This window comes from Streptomyces sp. NPDC037271 (genome assembly GCF_055603605.1).
The window spans coordinates 404311-425846 of record NZ_JBVJVN010000002.1 but is presented as its reverse complement, the minus strand read 5'-3'; the positions used below and the strand labels follow the sequence as shown (position 1 = coordinate 425846).

At 72.3% G+C, this 21536-nt stretch carries 20 protein-coding genes; 10 read left to right on the top strand and 10 right to left on the bottom strand.

Annotated features, from left to right (window positions below; genetic code table 11):
- Positions 1-272 precede the first annotated feature (272 nt).
- Entirely contained in the window at positions 273-950 is a 678-nt protein-coding gene (locus ACZ7G3_RS06555; protein ID WP_470923635.1) for a GNAT family N-acetyltransferase, read from the top strand.
- Here the strand turns inward: ACZ7G3_RS06555 and ACZ7G3_RS06550 are convergent.
- Both ACZ7G3_RS06550 and ACZ7G3_RS06545 read right to left on the bottom strand, forming a co-directional pair.
- Positions 934-1734 (bottom strand): sugar phosphate isomerase/epimerase family protein, encoded by an 801-nt coding sequence (locus ACZ7G3_RS06550; protein WP_426601466.1) that lies wholly within the window; start codon positions 1732-1734, stop codon positions 934-936. The two genes, ACZ7G3_RS06555 and ACZ7G3_RS06550, sit on opposite strands and share 17 nt — an antisense overlap.
- A 467-nt stretch (positions 1735-2201) precedes the next feature.
- A complete protein-coding gene (locus tag ACZ7G3_RS06545; RefSeq protein ID WP_426602829.1) occupies positions 2202-3248 on the bottom strand; it encodes a LacI family DNA-binding transcriptional regulator in 1047 nt (348 codons plus the stop codon).
- Positions 3249-3590: 342 nt separating this feature from the next.
- Here ACZ7G3_RS06545 and ACZ7G3_RS06540 point away from each other — a divergent pair, with 342 nt between their 5' ends.
- The 3 genes from ACZ7G3_RS06540 to ACZ7G3_RS06530 are packed head-to-tail and all read left to right on the top strand — an operon-like array spanning position 3591 to position 6765.
- Complete coding sequence (locus ACZ7G3_RS06540) at positions 3591-4742, top strand: Gfo/Idh/MocA family protein (RefSeq protein WP_426602827.1); 1152 nt, start codon at positions 3591-3593, stop codon at positions 4740-4742.
- Complete coding sequence (locus tag ACZ7G3_RS06535; protein ID WP_470923632.1) at positions 4739-5890, top strand: dihydrodipicolinate synthase family protein; 1152 nt, start codon at positions 4739-4741, stop codon at positions 5888-5890. The genes ACZ7G3_RS06540 and ACZ7G3_RS06535 overlap by 4 nt, the downstream gene beginning before the upstream one ends.
- Before the next feature lie 41 nt (positions 5891-5931).
- Complete coding sequence (locus ACZ7G3_RS06530; RefSeq protein ID WP_470923982.1) at positions 5932-6765, top strand: sugar phosphate isomerase/epimerase family protein; 834 nt, start codon at positions 5932-5934, stop codon at positions 6763-6765.
- A 170-nt stretch (positions 6766-6935) separates the two neighbouring features.
- On the opposite strand, the gene rbsD is transcribed toward ACZ7G3_RS06530, so the two are convergent.
- The 6 genes from rbsD to ACZ7G3_RS06500 form a co-directional block, all read right to left on the bottom strand.
- A complete protein-coding gene (rbsD, locus tag ACZ7G3_RS06525) occupies positions 6936-7325 on the bottom strand; it encodes a D-ribose pyranase (protein WP_470923630.1) in 390 nt (129 codons plus the stop codon).
- Positions 7322-8227 carry a ribokinase gene (locus tag ACZ7G3_RS06520; protein ID WP_470923628.1) on the bottom strand — a complete coding sequence of 302 codons (906 nt, stop codon included), beginning with the start codon at positions 8225-8227 and terminating at the stop codon, positions 7322-7324. The genes rbsD and ACZ7G3_RS06520 overlap by 4 nt, the downstream gene beginning before the upstream one ends.
- Positions 8228-8347: 120 nt before the next feature.
- Positions 8348-10300, bottom strand: coding sequence for an ABC transporter permease/substrate-binding protein (locus ACZ7G3_RS06515; protein ID WP_470923626.1), 1953 nt, complete (start codon positions 10298-10300; stop codon positions 8348-8350).
- Positions 10290-11894, bottom strand: coding sequence for a sugar ABC transporter ATP-binding protein (locus tag ACZ7G3_RS06510; RefSeq protein WP_470923624.1), 1605 nt, complete (start codon positions 11892-11894; stop codon positions 10290-10292). Before ACZ7G3_RS06510 ends, ACZ7G3_RS06515 begins: the two co-directional genes overlap by 11 nt.
- On the bottom strand, positions 11891-12934 hold the full coding sequence (locus ACZ7G3_RS06505) for a LacI family DNA-binding transcriptional regulator (protein ID WP_470923622.1): 1044 nt from the start codon (positions 12932-12934) through the stop codon (positions 11891-11893). The genes ACZ7G3_RS06510 and ACZ7G3_RS06505 overlap by 4 nt, the downstream gene beginning before the upstream one ends.
- A gap of 194 nt (positions 12935-13128) precedes the next feature.
- Positions 13129-13617, bottom strand: a complete 489-nt coding sequence (locus ACZ7G3_RS06500; RefSeq protein WP_470923620.1) for a carboxymuconolactone decarboxylase family protein — start codon at positions 13615-13617, stop codon at positions 13129-13131.
- A gap of 136 nt (positions 13618-13753) precedes the next feature.
- On the opposite strand from ACZ7G3_RS06500, the gene ACZ7G3_RS06495 reads away from it, so the two are divergent.
- A complete protein-coding gene (locus ACZ7G3_RS06495) occupies positions 13754-14818 on the top strand; it encodes an RNA polymerase sigma-70 factor (RefSeq protein WP_470923618.1) in 1065 nt (354 codons plus the stop codon).
- 71 nt (positions 14819-14889) lie between these two features.
- Here ACZ7G3_RS06495 and ACZ7G3_RS06490 read toward each other — a convergent pair whose 3' ends face one another.
- Positions 14890-15681, bottom strand: a complete 792-nt coding sequence (locus ACZ7G3_RS06490; RefSeq protein WP_470923980.1) for an ArsR/SmtB family transcription factor — start codon at positions 15679-15681, stop codon at positions 14890-14892.
- Positions 15682-15821: 140 nt separating this feature from the next.
- On the opposite strand from ACZ7G3_RS06490, the gene ACZ7G3_RS06485 reads away from it, so the two are divergent.
- Both ACZ7G3_RS06485 and ACZ7G3_RS06480 read left to right on the top strand, forming a co-directional pair.
- A complete protein-coding gene (locus tag ACZ7G3_RS06485) occupies positions 15822-16439 on the top strand; it encodes a TOPRIM nucleotidyl transferase/hydrolase domain-containing protein (RefSeq protein ID WP_470923616.1) in 618 nt (205 codons plus the stop codon).
- Positions 16440-16538: 99 nt separating this feature from the next.
- The gene (locus tag ACZ7G3_RS06480) at positions 16539-17192 is read left to right on the top strand and encodes a DUF7691 family protein (protein ID WP_470923614.1); all 654 of its coding nucleotides are present in this window, start codon (positions 16539-16541) and stop codon (positions 17190-17192) included.
- A gap of 158 nt (positions 17193-17350) precedes the next feature.
- On the opposite strand, the gene ACZ7G3_RS06475 is transcribed toward ACZ7G3_RS06480, so the two are convergent.
- Entirely contained in the window at positions 17351-17761 is a 411-nt protein-coding gene (locus tag ACZ7G3_RS06475) for an ATP-binding protein (protein ID WP_470923612.1), read from the bottom strand.
- Between the two features lie 215 nt (positions 17762-17976).
- Here ACZ7G3_RS06475 and ACZ7G3_RS06470 point away from each other — a divergent pair, with 215 nt between their 5' ends.
- From ACZ7G3_RS06470 to ACZ7G3_RS06460, 3 genes are all read left to right on the top strand, one after another.
- Positions 17977-18813 carry a helix-turn-helix domain-containing protein gene (locus tag ACZ7G3_RS06470; RefSeq protein WP_470923610.1) on the top strand — a complete coding sequence of 279 codons (837 nt, stop codon included), beginning with the start codon at positions 17977-17979 and terminating at the stop codon, positions 18811-18813.
- 7 nt (positions 18814-18820) lie between these two features.
- Positions 18821-19009 (top strand): DUF397 domain-containing protein, encoded by a 189-nt coding sequence (locus ACZ7G3_RS06465; protein ID WP_470923608.1) that lies wholly within the window; start codon positions 18821-18823, stop codon positions 19007-19009.
- A 105-nt stretch (positions 19010-19114) separates the two neighbouring features.
- Complete coding sequence (locus ACZ7G3_RS06460) at positions 19115-21499, top strand: DUF1963 domain-containing protein (RefSeq protein WP_470923606.1); 2385 nt, start codon at positions 19115-19117, stop codon at positions 21497-21499.
- The last annotated feature ends 37 nt before the right edge of the window (positions 21500-21536 follow it).

The following is a 21536-nucleotide window of genomic DNA, read 5'->3' as shown; positions in this document are numbered from 1 at the left end:
CGCGAAGACTCGTCCGGCAGCGTGCGGATTGGACGACCGGGGCCGGGGAGGGGTTCCCGGTCGGGAGGGGATTCTCCAAGTCGGGGCGTACGGGGGCCGTGGGGCTACGGAGACGGCGGGAGCGACGGGGACGACGGAGACGACGGGAGCGGCGGGGGCGGCCGAGGACGCCGCGAACGTCGAGGGACGTCCAGGGGGCGCTTGCCGGACGGCGTGCCGGCCCGCCAGGAATTCGTTGGACGGCGTCCCGCACCGGCGGAAGAATCCGCCCGGTGACGTTCGCACTGGAGGGCCCCGCCCTCGAAGGAGCCCTGGTCCGACTGGAACCGCTGGGCCCGCAGCACGCGGCCGACCTGGCGGTGGCGGCGGAGGAGGACCGCGACAGCTACGCGTACACGTGGGTGCCGAGGGCCGACGAGGTCGGCGCCTACATCGACGCCCAGCTGGCCCGGGCGGCCACGGGACGGCTGGCGCCCTACGCGCAGGTGTCCCTCGCCACCGGGCGGGCGGTCGGCGCCACCGCCTACTGGGAACCCCGCTCCTGGCTGGCGGACGACGCCCTCGACGCGATCGAGGTCGGCTTCACCTGGCTGGCCCGCTCGGCGCAGGGCACGGGCGTGAACGCCGAGGCCAAGTACCTGCTGTTCCGCCACGCCTTCGAGGTCTGGCAGGTGTCCCGGGTCGATCTGAAGACCGACGCCCGCAACAGCCGTTCCCGCGCCGCGATCGAGTCGACGGGCGCCCGCTTCGAGGGCGTCCTGCGCAACTGGTCCCGCTCCTGGGCGCCGGGCGAGGAGGACCGGCTGCGCGACTCCGCGATCTACTCGGTCACGGCGGCGGAGTGGCCGCGGTGCCGGGAGCGGCTGGAACGCCGGGTGCGGTCGGCGGTACCCGCTTCCGCCTCCGCCTCCGCCTCAGCCTCGGCCGCCACGCTCACGCCGCGTCGCTGAGCAGCCGGGCGAGGTGTTCGCGGCCCGCGTCCAGCAACTCCGGCAGCGGGGCGGCCGACTCGTACCACCGCTTCTCGTACTCCCAGCACAGCCAGCCGTCCCAGCCGTGCCGGGAGAGCACGTCCACCACCTCGGTGAGCGGCAGCACACCGGCGCCCAGCGGCAGCGGCGTGGTGTCGTCGGGGGAGGCGATGTCCTTGACCTGGACGTAGCCGAGGTGCGGGGCGAGGGCCAGGTAGCTCTCCGCGGGCTGCTCGCCGCCCAGCCAGGTGTGCATCACGTCCCACAGGGCGCCGACCCGGCGGTGCCCGACCAGGCCGAGGACGCGCATCGCGTCGGCCCCGGTGCGGTGCGAGTCGTGGGTCTCCAGGAGGATGCGCACGCCGAGCTCGGCCGCGTACTCGGCGGCCGTGCCCAGCCGCCGGGCGGCCGTCGCGTCGGCCTCCTCCGGGCTCTGCTCCGTACCGCCGCCGGGGAAGACCCGGACGTACGGGGCGCCCAGGTCGCGGGCCAGGTCGAGCAGGGTGCGGATCTCGGCGATCACGGCGTCGTCGTCGCCCGGCGCGGCGACCCGCGCGTACCCCGCGAGGCCCAGCAGCTCCACGCCCGCCGCCTTGAACGCCTCGGCCACCGCGGACCGTTCACCGCGGGTCAGGCCCGGGTGGACCGGTTCCTCCGGGTGGGCGCGCAACTCGACACCGTGGTAGCCGTGCGCGGTCGCGAGCCCCAGGACGTCGGTCAGGGGCAGGCCGGGGACACCGAGGGTGGAGAACGCCAGCTTCATGCCCACGGAGCGTACCCGCCCCCGACCCGGCCACTCCTCCCACCGGCCGGGTGTCGCAGCCCCAGCACCGACGGACGGGCGCCGCCGCCCAGGCCGCCCAGCCCGTTCGTCCCAGCGTTTGCGGAGGGGCTGGGGTGCAGGGCTGCCCTATCTCCTTCGTCCTGTGCTTGCGGAGGGGCGTGGCCGAGGCCGCGGCCCAGCCCGTTCGTCCCAGCGTTTGCGGAGGGGCTGGGGTGCAGGGCTGCCCTATCTCCTTCGTCCTGTGTTTGCGGAGGGGCGTGGCCGAGACCGACCCAGCCCGTTCGTCCCAGTACCTGCGAAGGCGCGCGGCGCAGGCCGACCAGCCCGTCCGGCGTTTGAGGACGAGGCCGTTCAGGCCGAAGCGGGGGCCTGGGGGCGGCAGCCCCCAGCGAGGCCCACACCGACGCGGGGCGCCCCGACACCCACGGCACCTACCCCCACGGCACCTACCCCCGCGGCCCTCCGGAGGACCCCCGCACCATCAACTCCCCCCGCACCGTGGCGATCCCCCCGGGCGGCGCCTCCTCCCGCCCCATCGCGATGCGGCCGGCCCGCGCCCCCGCCTCCGCGAGCGGCAGCCGCACCGTCGTCAGCGCGGGCACCGCGTCGATGCTGAACGGCAGGTCGTCGAAGCCGGCCACGGACACGTCGTCCGGGATCCGCAGCCCCAGCTCGCGCAGCGCCGCGCACGCGCCCAGCGCGACGGAGTCGTTCGCGGCGACGACGGCCGTCAGCTCCGGGTCCCTGCGCAGGAGTTCCAGCGTGGCCTCGTAGCCGGACTGCCGGTCGTAGCGGCCGTGGAGCGTCCAGCGGGGGTCCTCCTCGATGCCGTGCGCGGCCAGCGCGGCGCGGTGCCCCTCCAGCCGGTGCCGGGTCGTGGTGCGCTCCTCGGGGCCCGCGATGTAGCCGAGCCGCCGGTGCCCGAGCCCGATGAGGTGCTCGGTCAGTTCCCGGCCGCCCCCGCGGTTGTCGAAGGTCAGCGCGATGGCCCCCGTGCCGGGAGCCGGCGGCCGCCCGCACAGCACCACCCGCGTGCCGGCCTCCGCCAGCCTGCGCAGCTTCGCCGCCACGGCCGCCTGGTGCGCCGCGTCCTCCATCGCACCGCCGGTCAGTACGACGGCCGCCGCCCGCTGCCGCTGCAGCAGCGTGAGGTAGGTCAGTTCGCGCTCCGGGGCGCCGCCGGTGTTGCAGACCACGGCGAGTCTCTCGCCGCCCGCTCTGCCGCCCGGCCCGCCGATCTCGGACTGGACCGCGCCGGCCATGATGCCGAAGAAGGGGTCGGCGATGTCGTTGACCAGGATTCCCACCAGGTCGGACGTCGCCGCCGCGAGCGCGCTCGCGGGCCCGTTGAGGACGTAGTCCAGGTCGTCGACCGCCTTCAGCACCCGCGCCCGGGTGGAGGCGGCCACGGGATAGTTCCCGTTCAGCACGCGCGACACCGTCGCGGGGGAGACCTGGGCGCGGGCCGCCACGTCCGCCAGTGTCACCGTCATGTCCTCGTCCTCCGCATCGCGCGTGTCCCGAACGCCCGTCTCGGCCGTTCAAGCGCCGTCCAAGTGCCGTTTCAGCCGTCTCGGCCGTCCAAGTGCCATCTCGGCCGTCGCAGCCGTCCAGGTCCGTCTCAGCCGTCCAGGTGACCTTACGGGCACCGCCCCGCCCCCGTTCGCCCCCTCGAACAACTCGCCCGAGACACGGTCTTGTCCGGACCACCGTCCACAGGCTAGCTTCCTCATACATAGAAAGCGCTTGCTGTACTGCGTTGCCGTACCGCTCGCCGCATCGCCGGCCGTATCGATCGCTCTCGCTCGCTGTACGGCTCGTACGAAGGGAATGACGTGACACGCAAGACGGTGCGTATCGCCATGAACGGTGTGACCGGGCGCATGGGCTACCGCCAGCACCTCGTCCGCTCCATCCTGGCCCTCCGTGAACAGGGCGGTCTCGACCTCGGCGACGGCACCGTGCTGTGGCCGGAGCCGATCCTGGTCGGCCGCCGCGAGCACGCGCTGCGGGCGCTGGCCGAGCGGCACGGTCTGGAGCACGTCTCGACGGACGTGGACGCGGTCCTCGCCGACGACAGCGTCGACATCTACTTCGACGCCCAGGTGACCTCGGCCCGCGAGGAGGCGATCAGGAAGGCGATCGCAGCGGGCAAGCACATCTACACCGAGAAGCCCACCGCCACCGGCCTGGACGGCGCCCTGGAACTCGCCCGCCTGGCCAACGACGCCGGCATCAAGCACGGCGTCGTCCAGGACAAGCTCTTCCTCCCCGGCCTGCTCAAGCTCAAGCGCCTCATAGACGGCGGCTTCTTCGGCCGCATCCTGTCCGTGCGCGGCGAGTTCGGCTACTGGGTCTTCGAGGGCGACTGGCAGGACGCCCAGCGCCCCTCCTGGAACTACCGCGCGGAGGACGGCGGCGGCATCGTCGTCGACATGTTCCCGCACTGGGAGTACGTCCTGCACGAGCTGTTCGGCCGGGTGAAGTCCGTCCAGGCCCTCACCGCCACCCACATCCCGCAGCGCTGGGACGAGAACGGCAAGCCGTACGACGCCACCGCCGACGACGCCGCCTACGGCGTCTTCGAGCTCGACGGCGGTGCGATCGCCCAGATCAACTCCTCCTGGGCGGTCCGCGTCAACCGGGACGAGCTCGTCGAGTTCCAGGTCGACGGCACCGAGGGCTCCGCGGTGGCCGGCCTGCGCAACTGCCGGGTCCAGCACCGCTCCGCCACCCCCAAGCCGGTCTGGAACCCGGACATCCCCGCCACCGAGGTCTTCCGCGACCAGTGGCAGGAGGTCCCGGACAACGGCGACTTCGACAACGGCTTCAAGGCCCAGTGGGAGCTGTTCCTGCGCCACGTCTACGCCGACGCCCCCTACCACTGGGACCTGCTGGCCGGCGCCCGCGGCGTCCAGCTCGCCGAGCTGGGCCTGAAGTCGTCGGCCGAGGGCCGCCGCCTCGACGTCCCGGAGGTCTCGCTGTGACCCTGCACCTGCCGGACGCGAACGGCACCACGCGCGCCTACGAGCCCCGCGCCGAACCCCTCATCGTCACCCCAGAAAGCGCTTTCACGTCCCGTACGGTGTTCTCGGCGGCGCACGTCGTCGCCGACCCGTACGCGGACACCACGCCCGACGGCCCCGCCGCCGTCGACTGGGACGCCACCCTCGCCTTCCGCCGCCACCTGTGGTCCCACGGACTCGGCGTCGCCGAGGCGATGGACACCGCCCAGCGCGGCATGGGCCTGGACTGGGCCGGCGCGGCCGAGCTCATCCGCCGGTCCGCCGCCGAGGCGAAGACGTGCGGCGGCCGCATCGCCTGCGGCGTCGGCACCGACCAGCTCACCGCCGGCACGCTCGCCGAGGTCCGGGCGGCCTACGAGGAACAGCTCGCCGTCGTCGAGGAGTCGGGCGCCCAGGCCATCCTGATGGCCTCCCGCGCGCTGGCCGCGACGGCGCAGGGCCCGGACGACTACCTGGAGGTCTACGGCCACCTCCTGCGCCAGGCCGCCGAACCGGTCGTCCTGCACTGGCTCGGCCCGATGTTCGACCCCGCCCTGGAGGGCTACTGGGGGTCGGCGGACCTCGACGCGGCGACCGACACCTTCCTGGAGGTCATCGCCGCCCACCCCGACAAGGTCGACGGCATCAAGGTCTCCCTCCTCGACGCCCAGCGCGAGATCGACCTGCGCCGCCGCCTCCCGCAGGGCGTGCGCTGCTACACCGGCGACGACTTCAACTACCCCGAGCTGATCGCCGGCGACGAGCAGGGCTTCAGCCACGCCCTGCTCGGCATCTTCGACCCGCTGGGCCCGCTGGCGGCCGAGGCGGTCCGCGTCCTGGACACGGGGAACACGGAGGGCTTCCGCGCCCTCCTCGACCCCACCGTCGAACTCTCCCGGCACCTCTTCCAGGCCCCCACCCGCTTCTACAAGACGGGCGTGGTGTTCCTGGCCTGGCTGGCCGGCCACCAGAGCCACTTCACGATGGTCGGCGGCCTCCAGTCGGCCCGCTCCCTGCCGCACCTCGCCCGCGCCTACGAACTCGCCGACGGCCTAGGCCTGTTCCCGGACCCGAAGCTGGCCCAGGAGCGCATGCGGACCCTGCTGAACCTGTACGGAGTGGACCAGTGAGCGACACGGCACCCGACCTGACCCGTTTCAGCATCAACCAGATGACGGTCAAGCAGCTGACGCTGCCCGAACTGACCGACGCCTGCCGCGAACTGGGCGTCGGCAACGTCGGCCTGTGGCGCGAACCCGTCCAGGCGTACGGCGTCGAGGCGGCGGCGAAACTGGTCCGCGACGCGGGCCTGACCGTCACCACCCTGTGCCGCGGCGGCTTCCTCACGGCGACGGACGCGGACGAACGCGCGAAGGCCCTGGCCGACAACCGCCGCGCCGTCGACGAGGCCGCCACCCTCGGCACCGACACCCTGGTCCTCGTCTCGGGCGGCCTCCCGGCGGGCAGCAAGGACCTGGGCGCGGCCCGCGAACGCATCGCGGACGCGCTCGCGGAACTGGCCCCCTACGCCGAGGAGCACGGCGTCCGCCTCGCCATCGAGCCGCTCCACCCCATGTACGCCTCCGACCGCTGCGTGGTCTCCACCCTCACCCAGGCCCTGGACATCGCCGAACGCTTCCCGGCCCACCAGGTCGGCGTCACCGTCGACACGTACCACGTCTGGTGGGACGACCGGGCACCGGAACAGATCGCGCGGGCGGGCGCGACGGGCCGCATCCACACCTTCCAGCTCGCCGACTGGACCACCCCCCTGCCCGAGGGCGTCCTCAACGGCCGCGGCCAGATCGGCGACGGCGCGATCGACATGCGGGAGTGGAAGGCGTACGTGGAGGCGGCCGGCTACACCGGCGCGATCGAGGTCGAGCTGTTCAACGAGGGGCTGTGGGCACGGGACGGACGGGAGGTACTCGCCGAGACGGCGGCACGGTTCGCCGCCCACGCGGGGGACGCGGTCGGCGCGGGTGACGCGGGCACGGAGAAATAAATCCCGGCGACCCGTGCAACCGTTTCGACGCCCGGCGGGTCGTACTCGGCATCAGAACCCCTGTGGGGGACCCGGGGGGGAATCACGGGGTTCTGAACGGGGTGGGGAAACCCGAGGGGACCCGGTCGACCGGGTCCCCTCGAAGCTCTTCGGCACGCGCCGGCCGGTCCTCAGAAGAAGACCCCGCAGCGCAGCAGTACGTTCGCGTACGGCCGGGCCTCCCCGGTCCGCACCACCAGCCGCGCGCCCGCGGAGAGTTCCTTGAGCCGCTCGTGCGGGACGAGCCCGAGGGCGGGGAAGTGCCGGTCGAGCAGCGCGGCGGCCTCCTCGTTGGCCTCCCGCACCTCCGTCGCCGCGGTGGCGCCCTCGATCACCAGCTCGGCCAGCAGGCCGTCCAGGACCTCGGCGAAGGACGGCACCCCGGCGCGAAAGGCCAGGTCGACGACGCGCGGGCCGTCGGGGATGGGCATGCCCGCGTCGCACACCAGGACCCCGTCGCCGTGGCCGAGTCCGGCCAGGGCCCCGGCGAGGTGGCGGTTGAGTATCCCGGCCTTCTTCACAGCGCCTCCGCCTGGGCCGCCGTCGGGTACGAAGCCTGCGCCCCCGCCTTGGTGACGGCCGCCGCGCCGACCCGCGCCGCGTACGCCGCCGCCTCGGTGAGCGACTCGCCCGTGCCGAGCCGCCAGGCCAGCGCCGCGGTGAACGCGTCGCCCGCGCCCGTCGTGTCCACGGCGTCCACCTTCACGGAGGGGACGCGGGAGACACCCTCGGACGAGGACGCCACCAGCGCGCCCTCGGCGCCCAGGGTCACCACCACCGAGCGCGGCCCCTTGGCCAGCAGGATGCGGGCCCAGTCCTCGGGGCGTTCGCTCACGCAGGAGTCGCCGAGGATGACCTTCGCCTCGTGCTCGTTGACGATCAGCGGGTCGCAGGCTGCCAGCACCTCCGGCGGGAGCGGGCGCGGCGGTGACGGGTTCAGCACGAACCGGCTGTCCGGTGCCAGGCTCCGGACCACCTCCACGACCGTCTCCAGCGGGATCTCCAACTGCGTGGAGACCACGCGGGAGGCGTGGAAGAGGCTCGCGGCGGCGCGGACGTCCCCCGGTGCCAGCCGGCCGTTCGCGCCCGGCGAGACGACGATGCTGTTGTCGCCGGACGGGTCGACGGTGATCAGCGCGACGCCGGTCGGCGCCCCGCCCACCAGCACGCCGACCGTGTCGACACCGGCCGCCCGCTGCGAGTCCAGCAGCAGCCGGCCGTAGTCGTCGTCGCCGACCCGGGCCAGCAGCGCCGTACGGGCGCCGAGGCGGGCGGCGGCGACCGCCTGGTTCGCGCCCTTGCCGCCCGGGTGGACGGCCAGGTCGGTGCCGAGCACCGTCTCGCCGGCACCCGGCCGCCGCTCGACGCCGATCACGAGGTCGGCGTTGGCCGACCCCACGACCAGGAGGTCGTAGTCGTACATGAATCGCTCCCCGATCCGCATGAATCCGAGTACCGCATGAATCCGAGTGAGGAGGGCGGGCGTACGGCCGACGCGACCGCCCGCCCGTACGCCCCCCGACCCGCGCCCTGGTGCTGCGTGTCAGCCCTCGAAGCCGGCCACGTTCTCCTTGGTGACCACCTTCACCGGCACCTTCACCATTGTGTCCACCTTCTCGCCGTCGGCCGCGCGCAGCGCGTTCTGCACGGCGATCCTGCCCAGTTCCTTCGGCTGCTGCGCGACGGACGCGAACAACGTGCCCTCCCGCACCGCCTTCAGTCCGTCCGGGGTGCCGTCGAAGCCGACGACCTGGACCGACTTGCCGGCCTTGGAGCCCAGTGCCTTGATCGCGCCGAGCGCCATCTCGTCGTTCTCCGCGAAGACGCCGTCGATGTCGGGGTGTGCCTGGAGCAGGTTGGTCATCACGTCCAGGCCCTTGGTGCGGTCGAAGTCCGCGGGCTGCTTGGCGACGACCTTGATGCCCGGGTACTCCTTCAGGCCGGCCGCGAAGCCCGCCCCGCGCTCCCGGCTGGCGGACGTGCCGGCCTGGCCCTGGAGGATGACGATGGTGCCCTCGCCGCCCAGCTTCTCGGCGAGTGCCTTGGCGCCCAGCTCACCGCCCTCGACGTTGTCGGAGGCGACCAGCGCGGCCGCCTTCGCGTCGTTGACGCCGCGGTCCACGGCGATGACGGGGATGTCGTCCTTGTTCGCGCCGCGCACCGCGGGACCGGCCGCGTCGGAGTCCACCGGGTTGACGATGATCGAGGACAGGCCCTCGCTGGTGAAGTTCTGCAACTGGTTGGCCTGCTGGGAGGCGTCGTTCTGCGCGTCGGTGACCGTCAGGTCCACGCCCGCCTTCTTCGCCTGCTCCTCGGCGCCGTCCCTGATCTGCACGAAGAACGGGTTGTTGAGCGTGGACAGCGACAGGCCGACCTTGCGCGTCTTCCCGTCCGAGGAGCCGTTGTGCAGCAGCGAGGTCGCGCCGACGACGGCCACCGCGACGACGGCCGCGATCAGGTACGTCAGTGCCTGCTTGCCCTTGCCGCCCCCGCCGGCCCCGGCCGCCGGAGCGGTCGCCCCCGCCTTGCGGCGCAGCGTGTCCAGCAGCACCGCGAGCGCGATGACGACACCGATGACGACCTGCTGCCAGAACGCGGAGACGGACAGCAGGTTGAGGCCGTTGCGCAGCACCGCGAGGATCAGCGCGCCGATCAGCGTGCCCGACGCCTTGCCGGTGCCGCCCGCGAGCGAGGCGCCGCCGATGACGACGGCGGCGATGGCGTCCAGTTCGTAGCCCTGCGCGGCCTGCGGCTGTGCGGAGGAGAGCCGGGAGGCGAGCACGATGCCCGCGGCGGCGGCGAACAGTCCGGAGAAGGCGTAGATGGCGAGCTTCTGCCGCTTCACGCGCAGGCCGGACAGGCGCGCGGCCTCCTCGTTGCCGCCGATGGCGTACATGGAGCGGCCGATGTAGGTCCGGCCGAGGACGAAGGCCGTGATCAGCCCCATCACGATCATCACGAGCACCGGTACCGGCAGCCACCCGCCGAGGGTGTCGCCCAGGTGCGAGACGGAGTCCGGGAAGGCGATCGGCGAGCCCTGCGAGATGACCAGCGACAGACCGCGCCCGACCGACAGCATGGCGAGCGTCGCGATGAACGGCGGCAGCTTCCCGTACGAGATGAGGAAGCCGTTCACCAGGCCGCACGCGATGCCCGTCGCGACGGACAGCAGCACCGCGAGCACGACGGGCATCCCGGCCTCGGTCGCGCTCCAGGCCAGTACGGTCGCCGACAGCGCGGCGACCGAGCCGACCGACAGGTCGATGCCCGCGGAGACGATGACGAAGGTGACGCCGAAGGCGAGGATCGCCGTGACGGCGGCTTGGACGCCGACGTTCAGCAGGTTGTCGGCGGTCAGGAAGTCCCCGGACAGCGCCGACATGGCGATGACGAGGACGATCAGCGCGGTCAGCGCGCCGTTGTCGAGCAACAGGCGGCGCAGGCCGCCCGTGGCGCCCTGCGCGCCCGGCTTGCTCTTGAGCGTGTCAGTGGCCACGGGAGGCCTCCGTTCCGTCGCTGTGGGGGGTGTCGCTGCGCGACGTGTTGCTGTCGGGGGTGTCGGTGTCGGGGGTGTCACCGTGAGGGGTGTCGCCGTGGGGCGTGCTGACGGCGAGGGCCATCACGGCGTCCTGGGTCGCCCGGTCGGCGGGGAGTTCGCCCGCGATCCGGCCCTGCGCCATCACCAGCACCCGGTCGCTCATGCCGAGCACCTCGGGCAGGTCGCTGGAGATCATCAGGACGGCGGCGCCGGCCGCGGTGAGTTCGTTGATCAGCTGGTAGATCTCGACCTTGGCGCCGACGTCGATGCCGCGCGTCGGCTCGTCGAGGATCAGCACCTTGGTGTCGGCCAGCAGCCACTTGCCGATGACGACCTTCTGCTGGTTGCCGCCGGAGAGCGTGCGCACGTGCTGACCGAGACCGGCCATCCGCACGCCGAGCTGCCCGGCGATCCGTTCCGCCGACTCGTGCTGCCCCTTGAGGTCGACGAGTCCCGCGCGGGAGGTGGAGCGCAGGGTGACGAGACCGAGGTTCTCCTCGACGGAGGCGTCGAGGACGAGCCCCTGCCCCTTGCGGTCCTCGGGGACGAGCCCGATACCGGCCGCCATGGCGGCGTTCACGTCGTGGCGGCGGAGCCGGTCGCCCGCGACGTGCACGGTCCCGGCGTCGTAGGGGTCGGCGCCGAACACGGCACGGACGACCTCCGTCCGCCCGGCGCCGACGAGGCCCGCGATGCCGACGACCTCACCGGCGCGCACCTCGAAACAGACGTCGTGGAAGACGCCGTCGCGGGTCAGCCCCTCGACCTTGAGCAGTGCCTCGCCGGTGTCGGCGCGTTCGCGCGGGTACTGCTGCTCGATCGACCGGCCGACCATGAGCCGTACGAGCTCGTCCTCGGGCGTGGAGGCGGGCACCTGCCCGACGCTCCGTCCGTCCCGGATGACGGTGACCCGGTCGCCGAGGGCGGCGATCTCCTCCAGGTGGTGGGTGATGAAGACGATGCCGACACCGTCCTCGCGCAGCTTCCGCACGATGGCGAACAGCTTCTCGACCTCCTCGGAGGTCAGTACGGCGGTCGGCTCGTCCATGATGAGCACGCGCGCGTCCAGGCTGAGCGCCTTGGCGATCTCCACCATCTGGAGCCGGGCGATGCCGAGTTCACGCACCCGGGCCCGCGGGGACACGTTCACGCCGACCCGCTTCAGCAGCACCTCGGCGTCCGCGTTCATCTTCTTCCGGTCGATCATCCCCAGGCGGCGCGGCTGGCGCCCCAGGAAGATGTTCTCGGCGACCGTCAGATCGGGGACGAGGTTGAACTCCTGGTAGATGGTGGCGATCCCGAGGCGCTCGGAGTCCTGCGCACCGTGGATGCGCACCTCCTCGCCACCGGCCAGGATCCGCCCGGCGTCGGGCGTGTAGGCGCCGGAGAGCATCTTGATGAGGGTGCTCTTGCCCGCGCCGTTCTCACCGAGGAGCACGTGCACCTCGCCCCGGCGCAGGTCGAAGTCGACGCTGTCGAGCGCGACCACACCGGGGAAGGTCTTGCGGATGCCCTCGATGCGCAGCAACTCGTCCGGACTGCGGCTGCTCACGGCGTACTCCTTCGTACGGGGGAGGGGGACAGTGGGGGACCGCTCTGCTCGCCGCACGAGCGGCGGACGACGAGCCGGGCCGGCAGGGTGACGGACTCGCCCGTCCGGCCCTCGATGCGGTCGACCAGCGCGCGCACGGCGGCCCGCCCGAGGTCGCCGGTGGGCTGGGCGATCGCGGTGACGGGCGGATCGGTGTGCACGAACCAGCGGATGTCGTCGAACGCGGCGAGCGCGATGTCCTCGGGGACCCGCAGCCCGCGCGCCCGTACGGCGTCCAGCGCGCCGAGCGCCATCAGGTTGTCGGCGGCGAAGACGACCTCGGGCGGCTCGGGCAGGTCGAGGAAGCCCTCGGTGACCCGGCGCCCGCTGTCGGCCTGGAAGTCGCCCTGGCCGATGTAGGCGTCGGGCAGGGGGAGCCCGTACGCGCCGAGCGCCTCGCGGAAGGCGTCGACGCGCTCGCGTCCGGTCGTGGTGGCGGCCGGCCCGGCGATGATCGCGAGGCGGCGGTGCCCGAGCCCGTGCAGGTGGGCCACGAGGTCCCGTACGGCGGCCCGCCCGTCCGACCGCACGACGGGCACGTCGACGCCGGGGATCCAGCGGTCGACGAACACCATCGGCGTCCCGGCCCGCGCGGCCGCCAGCATGCCGGGCGAGCCGCCGTCGGTGGGGGAGACGAGCAGCCCGTCGATACGCCGGTCCAGCAGCGTCGTGACGTGGTGGTCCTGGAGGTCGGGCCGCTCGTCGGCGTTGCCGATGATGACGCTGTAGCCGAGCGCGCGGGCCTCCTCCTCGACGGAACGGGCCAGCTCGGTGAAGTACGGGTTCATGACGTCGCTGATGACCAGGCCGAGGGTGCGGGTCTGGTCCGTGCGCAGTGACCGGGCGACGGCGTTCGGGCGGTAGCCCAGCGTCTCGACGGCGGCCAGCACACGGGTGCGCGCGCTCGGGCTGACGGACGGATGGCCGTTGAGGACGCGCGAGACCGTCGCGACGGACACGCCCGCCTCGGCGGCGACGTCCTTGATGCCGATGCTCGCCATCGCCGTTCCACCTCCTTGTGGAATCGATTACACGGAGGATTGGAAACGATTACACGGCTGGATGGCAAGAGGGTGCGGGTGTGCCGAAACCCAATCGTGACCCGGCGGGCGTCGCGCGTCCGCCGCCGGACATGTGGCGGCCCGGCCCCGGGTCGGAGGACCCCGGGCCGGGCCGGACGCGACGGCCGGCCGGCTCAGTCGGCGAGCGCGGCGGTGAACATGCCCGCCTCGTAGGAGCCGCCCCGCTGATGCGTGATCACGGCGAGCCGGTTGGCCGCGTTGATCAGCGCCACCAGGGAGACCAGCGCGGCGGTCTGGTCGTCGTCGTAGTGCTTGCGCACCTGGGCCCAGGTCTCGTCGGACACGCCCCGGTGGGCGTCGGCGAGCCGGGTGCCCTCCTCTGCGAGTGCCAGCGCGGCCCGCTCGGCCTCGGTGAACACGGTGGACTCGCGCCAGGCGGCGACCAGGTGGAGCCGGACCGCGCTCTCCCCGGCGGCCGCGGCCTCCTTGACGTGCATGTCGATGCAGTGGCCGCAGCCGTTGATCTGGCTGGCCCGCAGCGACACCAGCTCCTGCGTGGACTTCGGCAGCGGCGACTCGTGGACCAGCATGCCTGCGCCCGCGAACCGCTTGGCGAACCTGCTGCCGAACTCGTTCTCGAACAGGTTGAATCGGGCTTCCATGACCTCGTCCTCACTCTCGGTGCCTCACTGACGAACACAAGACGCCGGCGGCCCGAACCCTGTGACGGGGCGCCGGTGTGACGTGAGCCACCGCCGGCGGGTGTCACAGAGCGGCGGCGACCGGCGTCCTGTGCGCATGACACCGTCGGAGGCGAAGATGCGGGAGCAGCTGGTGACGAGCGGGAACAGCGGACGCGAGCCGGACGGCACGACCGGGCGGCCCGTCGGCGGTAGCGACAGTGGCAGCGACGCCGGCAGCGACGGTGTCGGCGACGTAGGCAGCGACGGTGGCGGCGGCAGGGACGGCAGCGGCGGCGGACGCACGGACCCGGCCACCGAGGCCTTCGTCGCCCACCGCAACCTGCTCTTCACCGTCGCCTACGAGATGCTCGGCTCGGCCGCCGACGCCGAGGACGTCCTCCAGGAGGCCTGGCTGCGCTGGGCGGGAGTCGATCTCGGCACGGTGCGCGACCGGCGCGCGTACCTGGTCCGCATCACCACCCGGCAGGCACTGAGCCGGCTGCGTACGCTCGGCCGCCGCAAGGAGTCCTACGTCGGCTCCTGGCTGCCCGAGCCGCTGCTCACCGCGCCGGACGTGGCCGAGGACGTCGAACTGGCCGACAGCGTCTCCATGGCGATGATGCTGGTCCTGGAGACGCTCACGCCGACCGAGCGCGCGGTGTTCGTACTGCGCGAGGTGTTCGACCTCGGCTACGACGAGATCGCCGAGGCCGTCGGCAAGAGCCCGGCCGCGGTCCGCCAGACCGCGCACCGGGCACGCGCGCACGTCGCGGCGCGCCGCCCGCGCGGGGTCGTCTCCCCCGCCGAGAGCCGGGACGCGCTCGCCGCGTTCCAGCGGGCGGTCGAGACGGGCGACCTGCAGGGCCTGCTCGACATCCTCGCGCCGGACGTCGTCCTGCTGGGCGACGGCGGCGGCATCAAGCAGGCCGTCCTGCGGCCCGTCACGGGGGCCGGCAAGGTGGCCCGCTTCATGGTCGGGGGGATGCTCAGGCAGGCCGCCAGGCTGTCGCTGGAACCGGCCCAGGTCAACGGCTACCCGGCCCTGGTCGTCCACCTCGACGGCGAACTCGACACCGTGCTGGCGCTGCGCTTCGACGACGGCCGCGTCACCGGGCTCTACGCGGTGCGCAACCCGGAGAAGCTGTCGCACATGCGCCGGGAGACGGCCCTGCGCCGCTGACCGCGTGGCCGGCGGGCGCCCGGCCCGGCGGTCGCCCGGTTGGGCGGTCGCCCGGCTAGGCGGTCGCCCGGCTAGGCCGGGTCCGGAAGCGTGTCGCCCGTCTCCAGCAGCGTCTTGAGGCTGGAGAGGAGGGCCGGCCAGCCGTGCTGGACCATCTCGCGCGCCGTGCTGCCGGGCTGGAACCCGTCGTGGACGACGGTCAGTTTCACCGTCCCGCCGAGGTCCTCGATCTCGAACGTCACCTTCGACCGCTGCTCGGCGGCCAGCCTGGCGAGCGTCTCGTCGTCGATGCCGTTGGCCTTCGCCCACTCGGGCGTGAAGGTGTGCCAGGTGTAGGACAGGCGCCGGTACGGGTCGGACTCGAGCACGGCCTGTCCGGGGCCGGCGGTCTCCGCACCCCCCTGCCGCCAGACCATGGGCGACCCCGCCTTCCAGTCGGTGGCGAACTCCAGGCCCCAGTAGCGGCTGGTGAAGGCCGGGTCGGTCAGGCCCTGCCACAGCTTCTCCGGCGTGGTCCTGATGTAGGTCGTGTACACGAACGCGTTGCTGTCCATGGTGGTGTCCTCCAGCGCGTGCTTGAGATCGGCGAGTGCGCGCACCCGCTCGTGGTCGTAGCGGCTGATCCAGCGTTCGGCGATGGCGTTGACCGGTTCGGCGTTGAGGTAGTGCAGCTTCTCCCGGCCCCGCCGGACGGTGGTGACCAGGTTGGCCGCCTCCAGCAGCGCCAGATGTTTGCTGACCGACTGCCGGGCCATGTCCAGCCCGGAGCACAGCTCGCGCAGGCTCTGCCCGTTGCGCGCGTTCAGGCTGTCCAGCAGCCGCCGTCGGCTGCTGTCGGCCAGCGCCTTGAAGACCTCGTCCATTTCCGCCATCTCAGCCCCTCCGACATGCAGCCCATTGGCTGCCTATTACGTTAGGCAGCCAATGGGGTGCATGTCAAACGGGTCGAACGGGGCGTCGATATTCGCTACCGCGGCGGCCTGCGTGGGCGGAGACTCGTCCCATGGCGGACATGGCATCGTTCCGGGACGCGGTCACGGCGTGGGCGGCCGGTGGCCCCGGCGGACCCGCGCACGAACTGGCCGGGCGCCTGACCGTCCGGACGGCGGTGCTGCTCGAAGGGCCGAGCGACGCGGCGGCGGTCGACGCGCTGGCCGCCCACCACGGCCGGGACCTGGCGGCGGAGGGGATCTGCGTCCTCCCGATGGGCGGCGCGATGAGCGTCGGCCGCTTCGCCGCTCTCCTCGGACCGTCCGGCCTGGACCTCCGCCTGACGGGCCTGTGCGACGAGCGGGAGCGCGGCTACTACGTCCGCGCCCTGGACCGGGCGAACGCGGCCCGGCGCGACCTGTTCGTCTGCACGGCCGACCTGGAGGACGAGCTCATCCGCGCGCTGGGCGTGCCACGGGTGACGGCGCTCATCGAGGCGGAGGGTGACCTGCGCCCCCTCCAGACCTTCCTCCGCCAGCCCGCCCAGCAGGGCCGCCCCGCACCGCAGCAGCTGCGCCGTTTCTTCGGCACGAAGAAGGGCCGCAAGATCCACTACGGCCGCGTCCTCATCGAGGCCCTGGACCCGGCCCGCACGCCCGACCCGCTGGCGGGACTGTTCGCCGTGCTCTGACCGTTCGCCGTGCTCTGACCGTTCGCGGCGCTCCGGCCGTTCGCCTCTCCGGTCGCGGGCCGCACGCCGTTGTCAGTGGCGGCTGACAGGATGACGATCATGAGCCGGATCATCTCGTACAGCACGGCCGACAAGGCCGACGTCCTCGCTTTCCTGGGCGCCGCCGACGAACTGACGCACGATCAGCAGCGTCGTCTCGGCATCATGCGTGAGAAGGCGCGGGAGCGCCAACGCGACCTGGACCACCAGGGCATCGACCTGGGCCTGTCCATACCCGACGCGCTCGAGCACCTGGTGGCCGGCCACGCGAGTTCGAAAGCCGAGTACGCGGCGGGCGCCTACTACCACGCCCTCCAGCACATCATCGACCGGAACGCCTCCGACCCCGCCGAGCTGGGTGTGTACTCCAAGCCGTCCACCTTCTTCGGGCTGGTCGACGAGGAGCTGCGCCGGCTGGGCGTGAGTGCCGATCTCCTGCTGCACGACCACCTCTTCTCCGGGCCGCCGGAAGAGATCCCCTTCTCCATCCCGTACCCCGTGGACGGGCCGCACATCGGCATGTTCCCGCTGGCCAAGGCGAAGCCGGCGGCGGACGCCTACCGCGCGGTCCTGGACCGGATGGACGAAAGCCTCCGGTACGACGTCCGGGAGGTGATCGAGAAGCTCGAGTTCGAGCACGAGGAGTGGGAGTACTCCACGAAGAACATCGACTGGTACACCCAGGACACGATCTTCTTCTCCATAACGGGCTGACCACCGGCGGCAGCCGCGGGCGCTCGGGGCGCCCGGTCCGCTCCCTCCGTCCCAGCCGTGAACGATTTGCTTGCGTTGTTCGCGGCCCGCTCATGTGAGCGGGTGGTGGACGGATGGCTGTGAACGTCCTCGCGCTGATGGGGTGTGCGCGGGTGGGGTCAGGCGGCGGTCAGCTCGCACCACACGTACTTGCCCCGGTTGCCGTGCCGGGCCAGTGGATGCCAGCCCCACACGTCGGCGCACGCCCGGACCAGGGCCAGCCCGCGCCCCTCCTCCAGCTCCTCCACCCGTCCGAACGGCCTCGGCGGCTCCGGCGGCTCGGGGTCCGCGTCCCACGCCCCGATCCGCAACGTGCCCGGCGGCGACCAGCACACACGCAGGGCGGCGGGCCCCTTCGTGTGCTGTACGGCGTTGGACACCAGCTCCGTCGCCAGCAGTTCGGCGACATCGACGAGGCGGATCAGGCCGTGCATGGTGAGGATCAGGCGGAGGGTGCGGCGACTTACGGTGACGGCGCGCAGGTCGTTGGGGATGTAGAGGGAGTACTCCCAGGATTCGTTTTCGGGCATGCGAGGCTCCAATTCAGGGCGGGAGTTGAATGCGGGCCCGGTGTCTCTGCCGCGCCCGTCATGGCAGGACGGGGCGGTGCACTTCCGGTCGCCCGGTGCCGCAGCGTGTGCGTCGCGTCACCGAAAGTAGATCTAAATATAGGGACGCGGCAAGTCGATCGCGTAATCTGACGCCGAACGGGTCGCATCAACAGAGGCGCGGGAGGGGCCAGTCGATGGTGAAGAGGCGCGAACCGACGGCACGCCAGCTGCGGCTGGCCACTGAACTGCGCAGACTCCGTGAGGCTGCGGGTCTCAACTCCCGTCAGGCGGCCGCGCTGCTCGGTGTGGCTCCCGCCCAGATCACCCATATCGAGTCAGCGCTCGCGGGGGTGAGCGAGCAGCGGACTCGCCGCCTCGCCTCTCACTACGCCTGTACCGACGAGGAGTTCATCGACGCTCTCGTGGCGATGGCCAACGACCGGACCCACGGTTGGTGGGAGGAGTATCGGGGCCGTCTGCCCACGTCGTTCCTGGACCTGTCCGAGCTGGAGCACCACGCTCGGTTCATCCGCCACGTGGCGATCCTGTACGTGCCGGGCCTGCTCCAGACCGAGGATTACTCGCGTGCCGTCTTCTCCGCCCGGTTGCCTGAACTGACGGCCGAGGAGACGGAGTTGCGCATCCAGCACCGCAAGGCGCGGCAGAAGCTCACCGTCCCCTACGAAACGGTGCTCCACGAGGCGGCACTCCGCATCAGGGTCAGCGATCGTGCCACCTCGAGGTCCCAGCTCACGCGACTCCTGGAGCTGTCGGAAGCGGACCACATCACCGTGCGCGTCGTCCCCTTCGACCTGGACGGTTTCGCCAGAGCCTCCAGCACGATGACGTACCTGGGCGGTTCCGTGCCCAAGCTGGACACCGTGGTCCGCGACGCGTTGCACGGCTCGGCCTTCATTGATTCCGAGGCTCAGCTCAACACCTACCGAACAAGTTTCCATAAGGTGGAGGCCGCGTCACTCGACCCTGGACAGTCACGTGATTTCATCCACCGTCTGGCGAAGGAGCTGTAGGAACCCCATGGACAACTGGCGGAAGTCGTCCTACTCGGGCCCGGGTGACGGCAATGAGTGCGTGGAGATCGCGAACTCACCCACCCGCGTCGCCGTCCGCGACACCAAGGCCCCGTCCCGCGCCACCCTCACCTTCCCCGCGCAGGTCTTCGTCCCCTTCCTCGAAGCCCTCAAGACGCGGCCGCCCCGTCCCTGATTGTCGGACCCCTGTGTGAGAGTGCCTCGCACCACCCCGTCCGCCGGCCGCCCCGGCCGGACGGTACGGAGTGGGCGAACTGTCGACGTCCCACTGGAGTACCCCATGCCCGTTCGGCCCGGTTCCCGACCGACCCGCTCCGCCTCCAAGCCCACCGGCGTGCCGGTTGCCGTCTATGACACCGAGGTGCGGGTCGGAGGCCAGTGGCGGAAGGCCCCGCAGCTGGTGGTCCACCTCGACCGTGGGGAGCCGTCCGAACTGGCGGAGCTGGCCTGGCGCTCCGACGGCGGAGCGGAGGCGGTGGTCGCGTTCGACGAGGGCATGACGGCCTTCCGCGGACACCGGCGCTCCGCCGACGGCTCGTCGGAGGACTACCGCGGCGTCGAGCGTGAGCACCGGCCGGACCTCGAAGGGGCGGGGGAGGACCGAGTGCGTGTCTTCGTCACCGAGGAGGACCGGGACGGCGACGGCGGCCACGGCACGGACGAGGGCCGGCTGCGCCTGCTGCTGGACGACGGCCGGGGCGCGGTCGAGCGGGTCACCTGGCGGGACCGGCGGGGCACCTTCGCGTCTCTGGCGCTGCGGCGGACCGCACCCCCCGCCGCCCGCGGCACCGTTCCGGTGGCGGTCACGAAGGTCGTGGCCGGCGCGGAGAACCGCAGGGCCGGTGAGGTCGCCGCCCACCTGCTCGACGCCGGCCCGGGCAAGTGGCTGGCGTTCGAGTCCACCGCGACGCTGGACTTCTTCCTGCCCGAGCCCACCGCCGTCACGGCCTACCGGCTCACCGCGGCGAACGACTACCGCGACCGCGACCCCCGCGACTGGCGGCTGCGGGGATCCGTGGACGGACACACCTGGATCACCCTCGACGCGCGCCTGGACCAGGCCTTTCCACAGCGCCACCAGGTGCGTGAGTACACCGTGGCCAACTCGACGCCGTACCCGCTGTACCGCCTCGACATCGGCCGCAACTGGGGACGGCAGCCCGAGACCCAGCTGAACCGGGTGGAACTGCTCACCCAGGACGAGGCCGAACTCATCGGCACGCCCGTCCCCGTCACCCGGGTCGCGGCCAGCGGCGAGCACCGGAGCGCCGGCGAGGTCGCCGCCAACCTGCTCGACGCCGGCGCGGGCAAGTGGCTGACGTTCTCGTCCACCGCGACGCTGGACTTCTTCCTGCCCGAGCCGGCCGCTGTCACGGCCTACACGCTGACGTCCGCCAACGACCACTGCTCGCGGGACCCGAAGGACTGGGTGCTGCGGGGGTCCCAGGACGGACGCACCTGGACGACCGTCGACCGGCGGTCCGGGGAGATGTTCTCCGAGCGTTTCCTGGCACGGGAGTTCACCACCACCGCCACGGCACCGTACTCCCGCTACCGGCTGGACATCACCGCCAACGCGGAGGGCGTGCGCGAGATCCAGCTCCAGGGCGTGCAGTTGGTGACGAAGAGGAACGGCGACCGGAACACCGCCGGCCACGAGTTCTCCGGTGTCCTGCGCGACGAGCACGGTCCCACCGTCGGCTACCGGGGGAGGACGGCCCCTCACGAGGCGGGGCGAAGGCGCGTCGGACCCCCGGTGGGCAAGCACACGGCAACCGCCGTCTGGAACCCCGAGGCACGGGCGAAGCTGGACCGCTTCCGCGACGCGGCGCTCGCGCACGGCATACCCGCCGCCGACGTGGAGCGCTGGCTGGGGCTGGCGCGGCCCTGCCTGGTACTGGCGTCGGACGTGGAGGGCCCGGTCGTGGGGCACTTCGGCAGCCCGGTGATGCTGCCGCCCGACGTCGCCTTCCCACGGCTGTACGACGAGCCGCTCGACCACCTGTCCGACGAGCCGTCCGACGCGCCCGGGTTCCAGCACCTCGTCGCGACCCTCGACCTCGCGGCCCTGCCCGAGGGCGCGACGAACCTTCCGCTGCCGGCCGACGGCCGTCTGCTGCTGTTCGCCTGGCCCGCACTGGAGGCGAGCGAGGACGACTCCTGTACCAGCGGTCACGCGGTGTACGTCCCGGCCGGCACCGTGGTCGAGGAGCGGAAGGTGGAGTACCACTACGAGCCGGACGACGAGTTGGGCGGTATCGACTTCGACGGCGAGCTCCGTGGTGAGCTGCGCGTGAAGTACGACGTCTCCCTGCCCGACTACGGGAGCTTCGGCGGTGATCCCCTCCTCGACAAGCATCCCCGGGCCGCGGAACTGCGCGGGGTGTGGTCGGACGTGCGGGCCGACGGCTACTGGTACAAGGGCCCCCAACTGCAGATCGGCGGGTACGCCCTGGACGCCGAGGGGTGGGGCGACCCGGTGAGGCAGTGCGCGTACGCCGCCGGGGCGGACGGGTCACGGCGCGAGGACTGGGCGCTCCTGGCCCAGTGGCACGCCGGCATTTACAACCTGGAGCACGTCACCATGTACTGGGCGATCAGCGAGGACGATCTCGTGGCCCGCCGCTTCGCCCCGGCCCGCGTCACGATGTACGCCAACCCCTGACGGCACCGCCCCCGCTGTCACACCCCACCGGTACCGT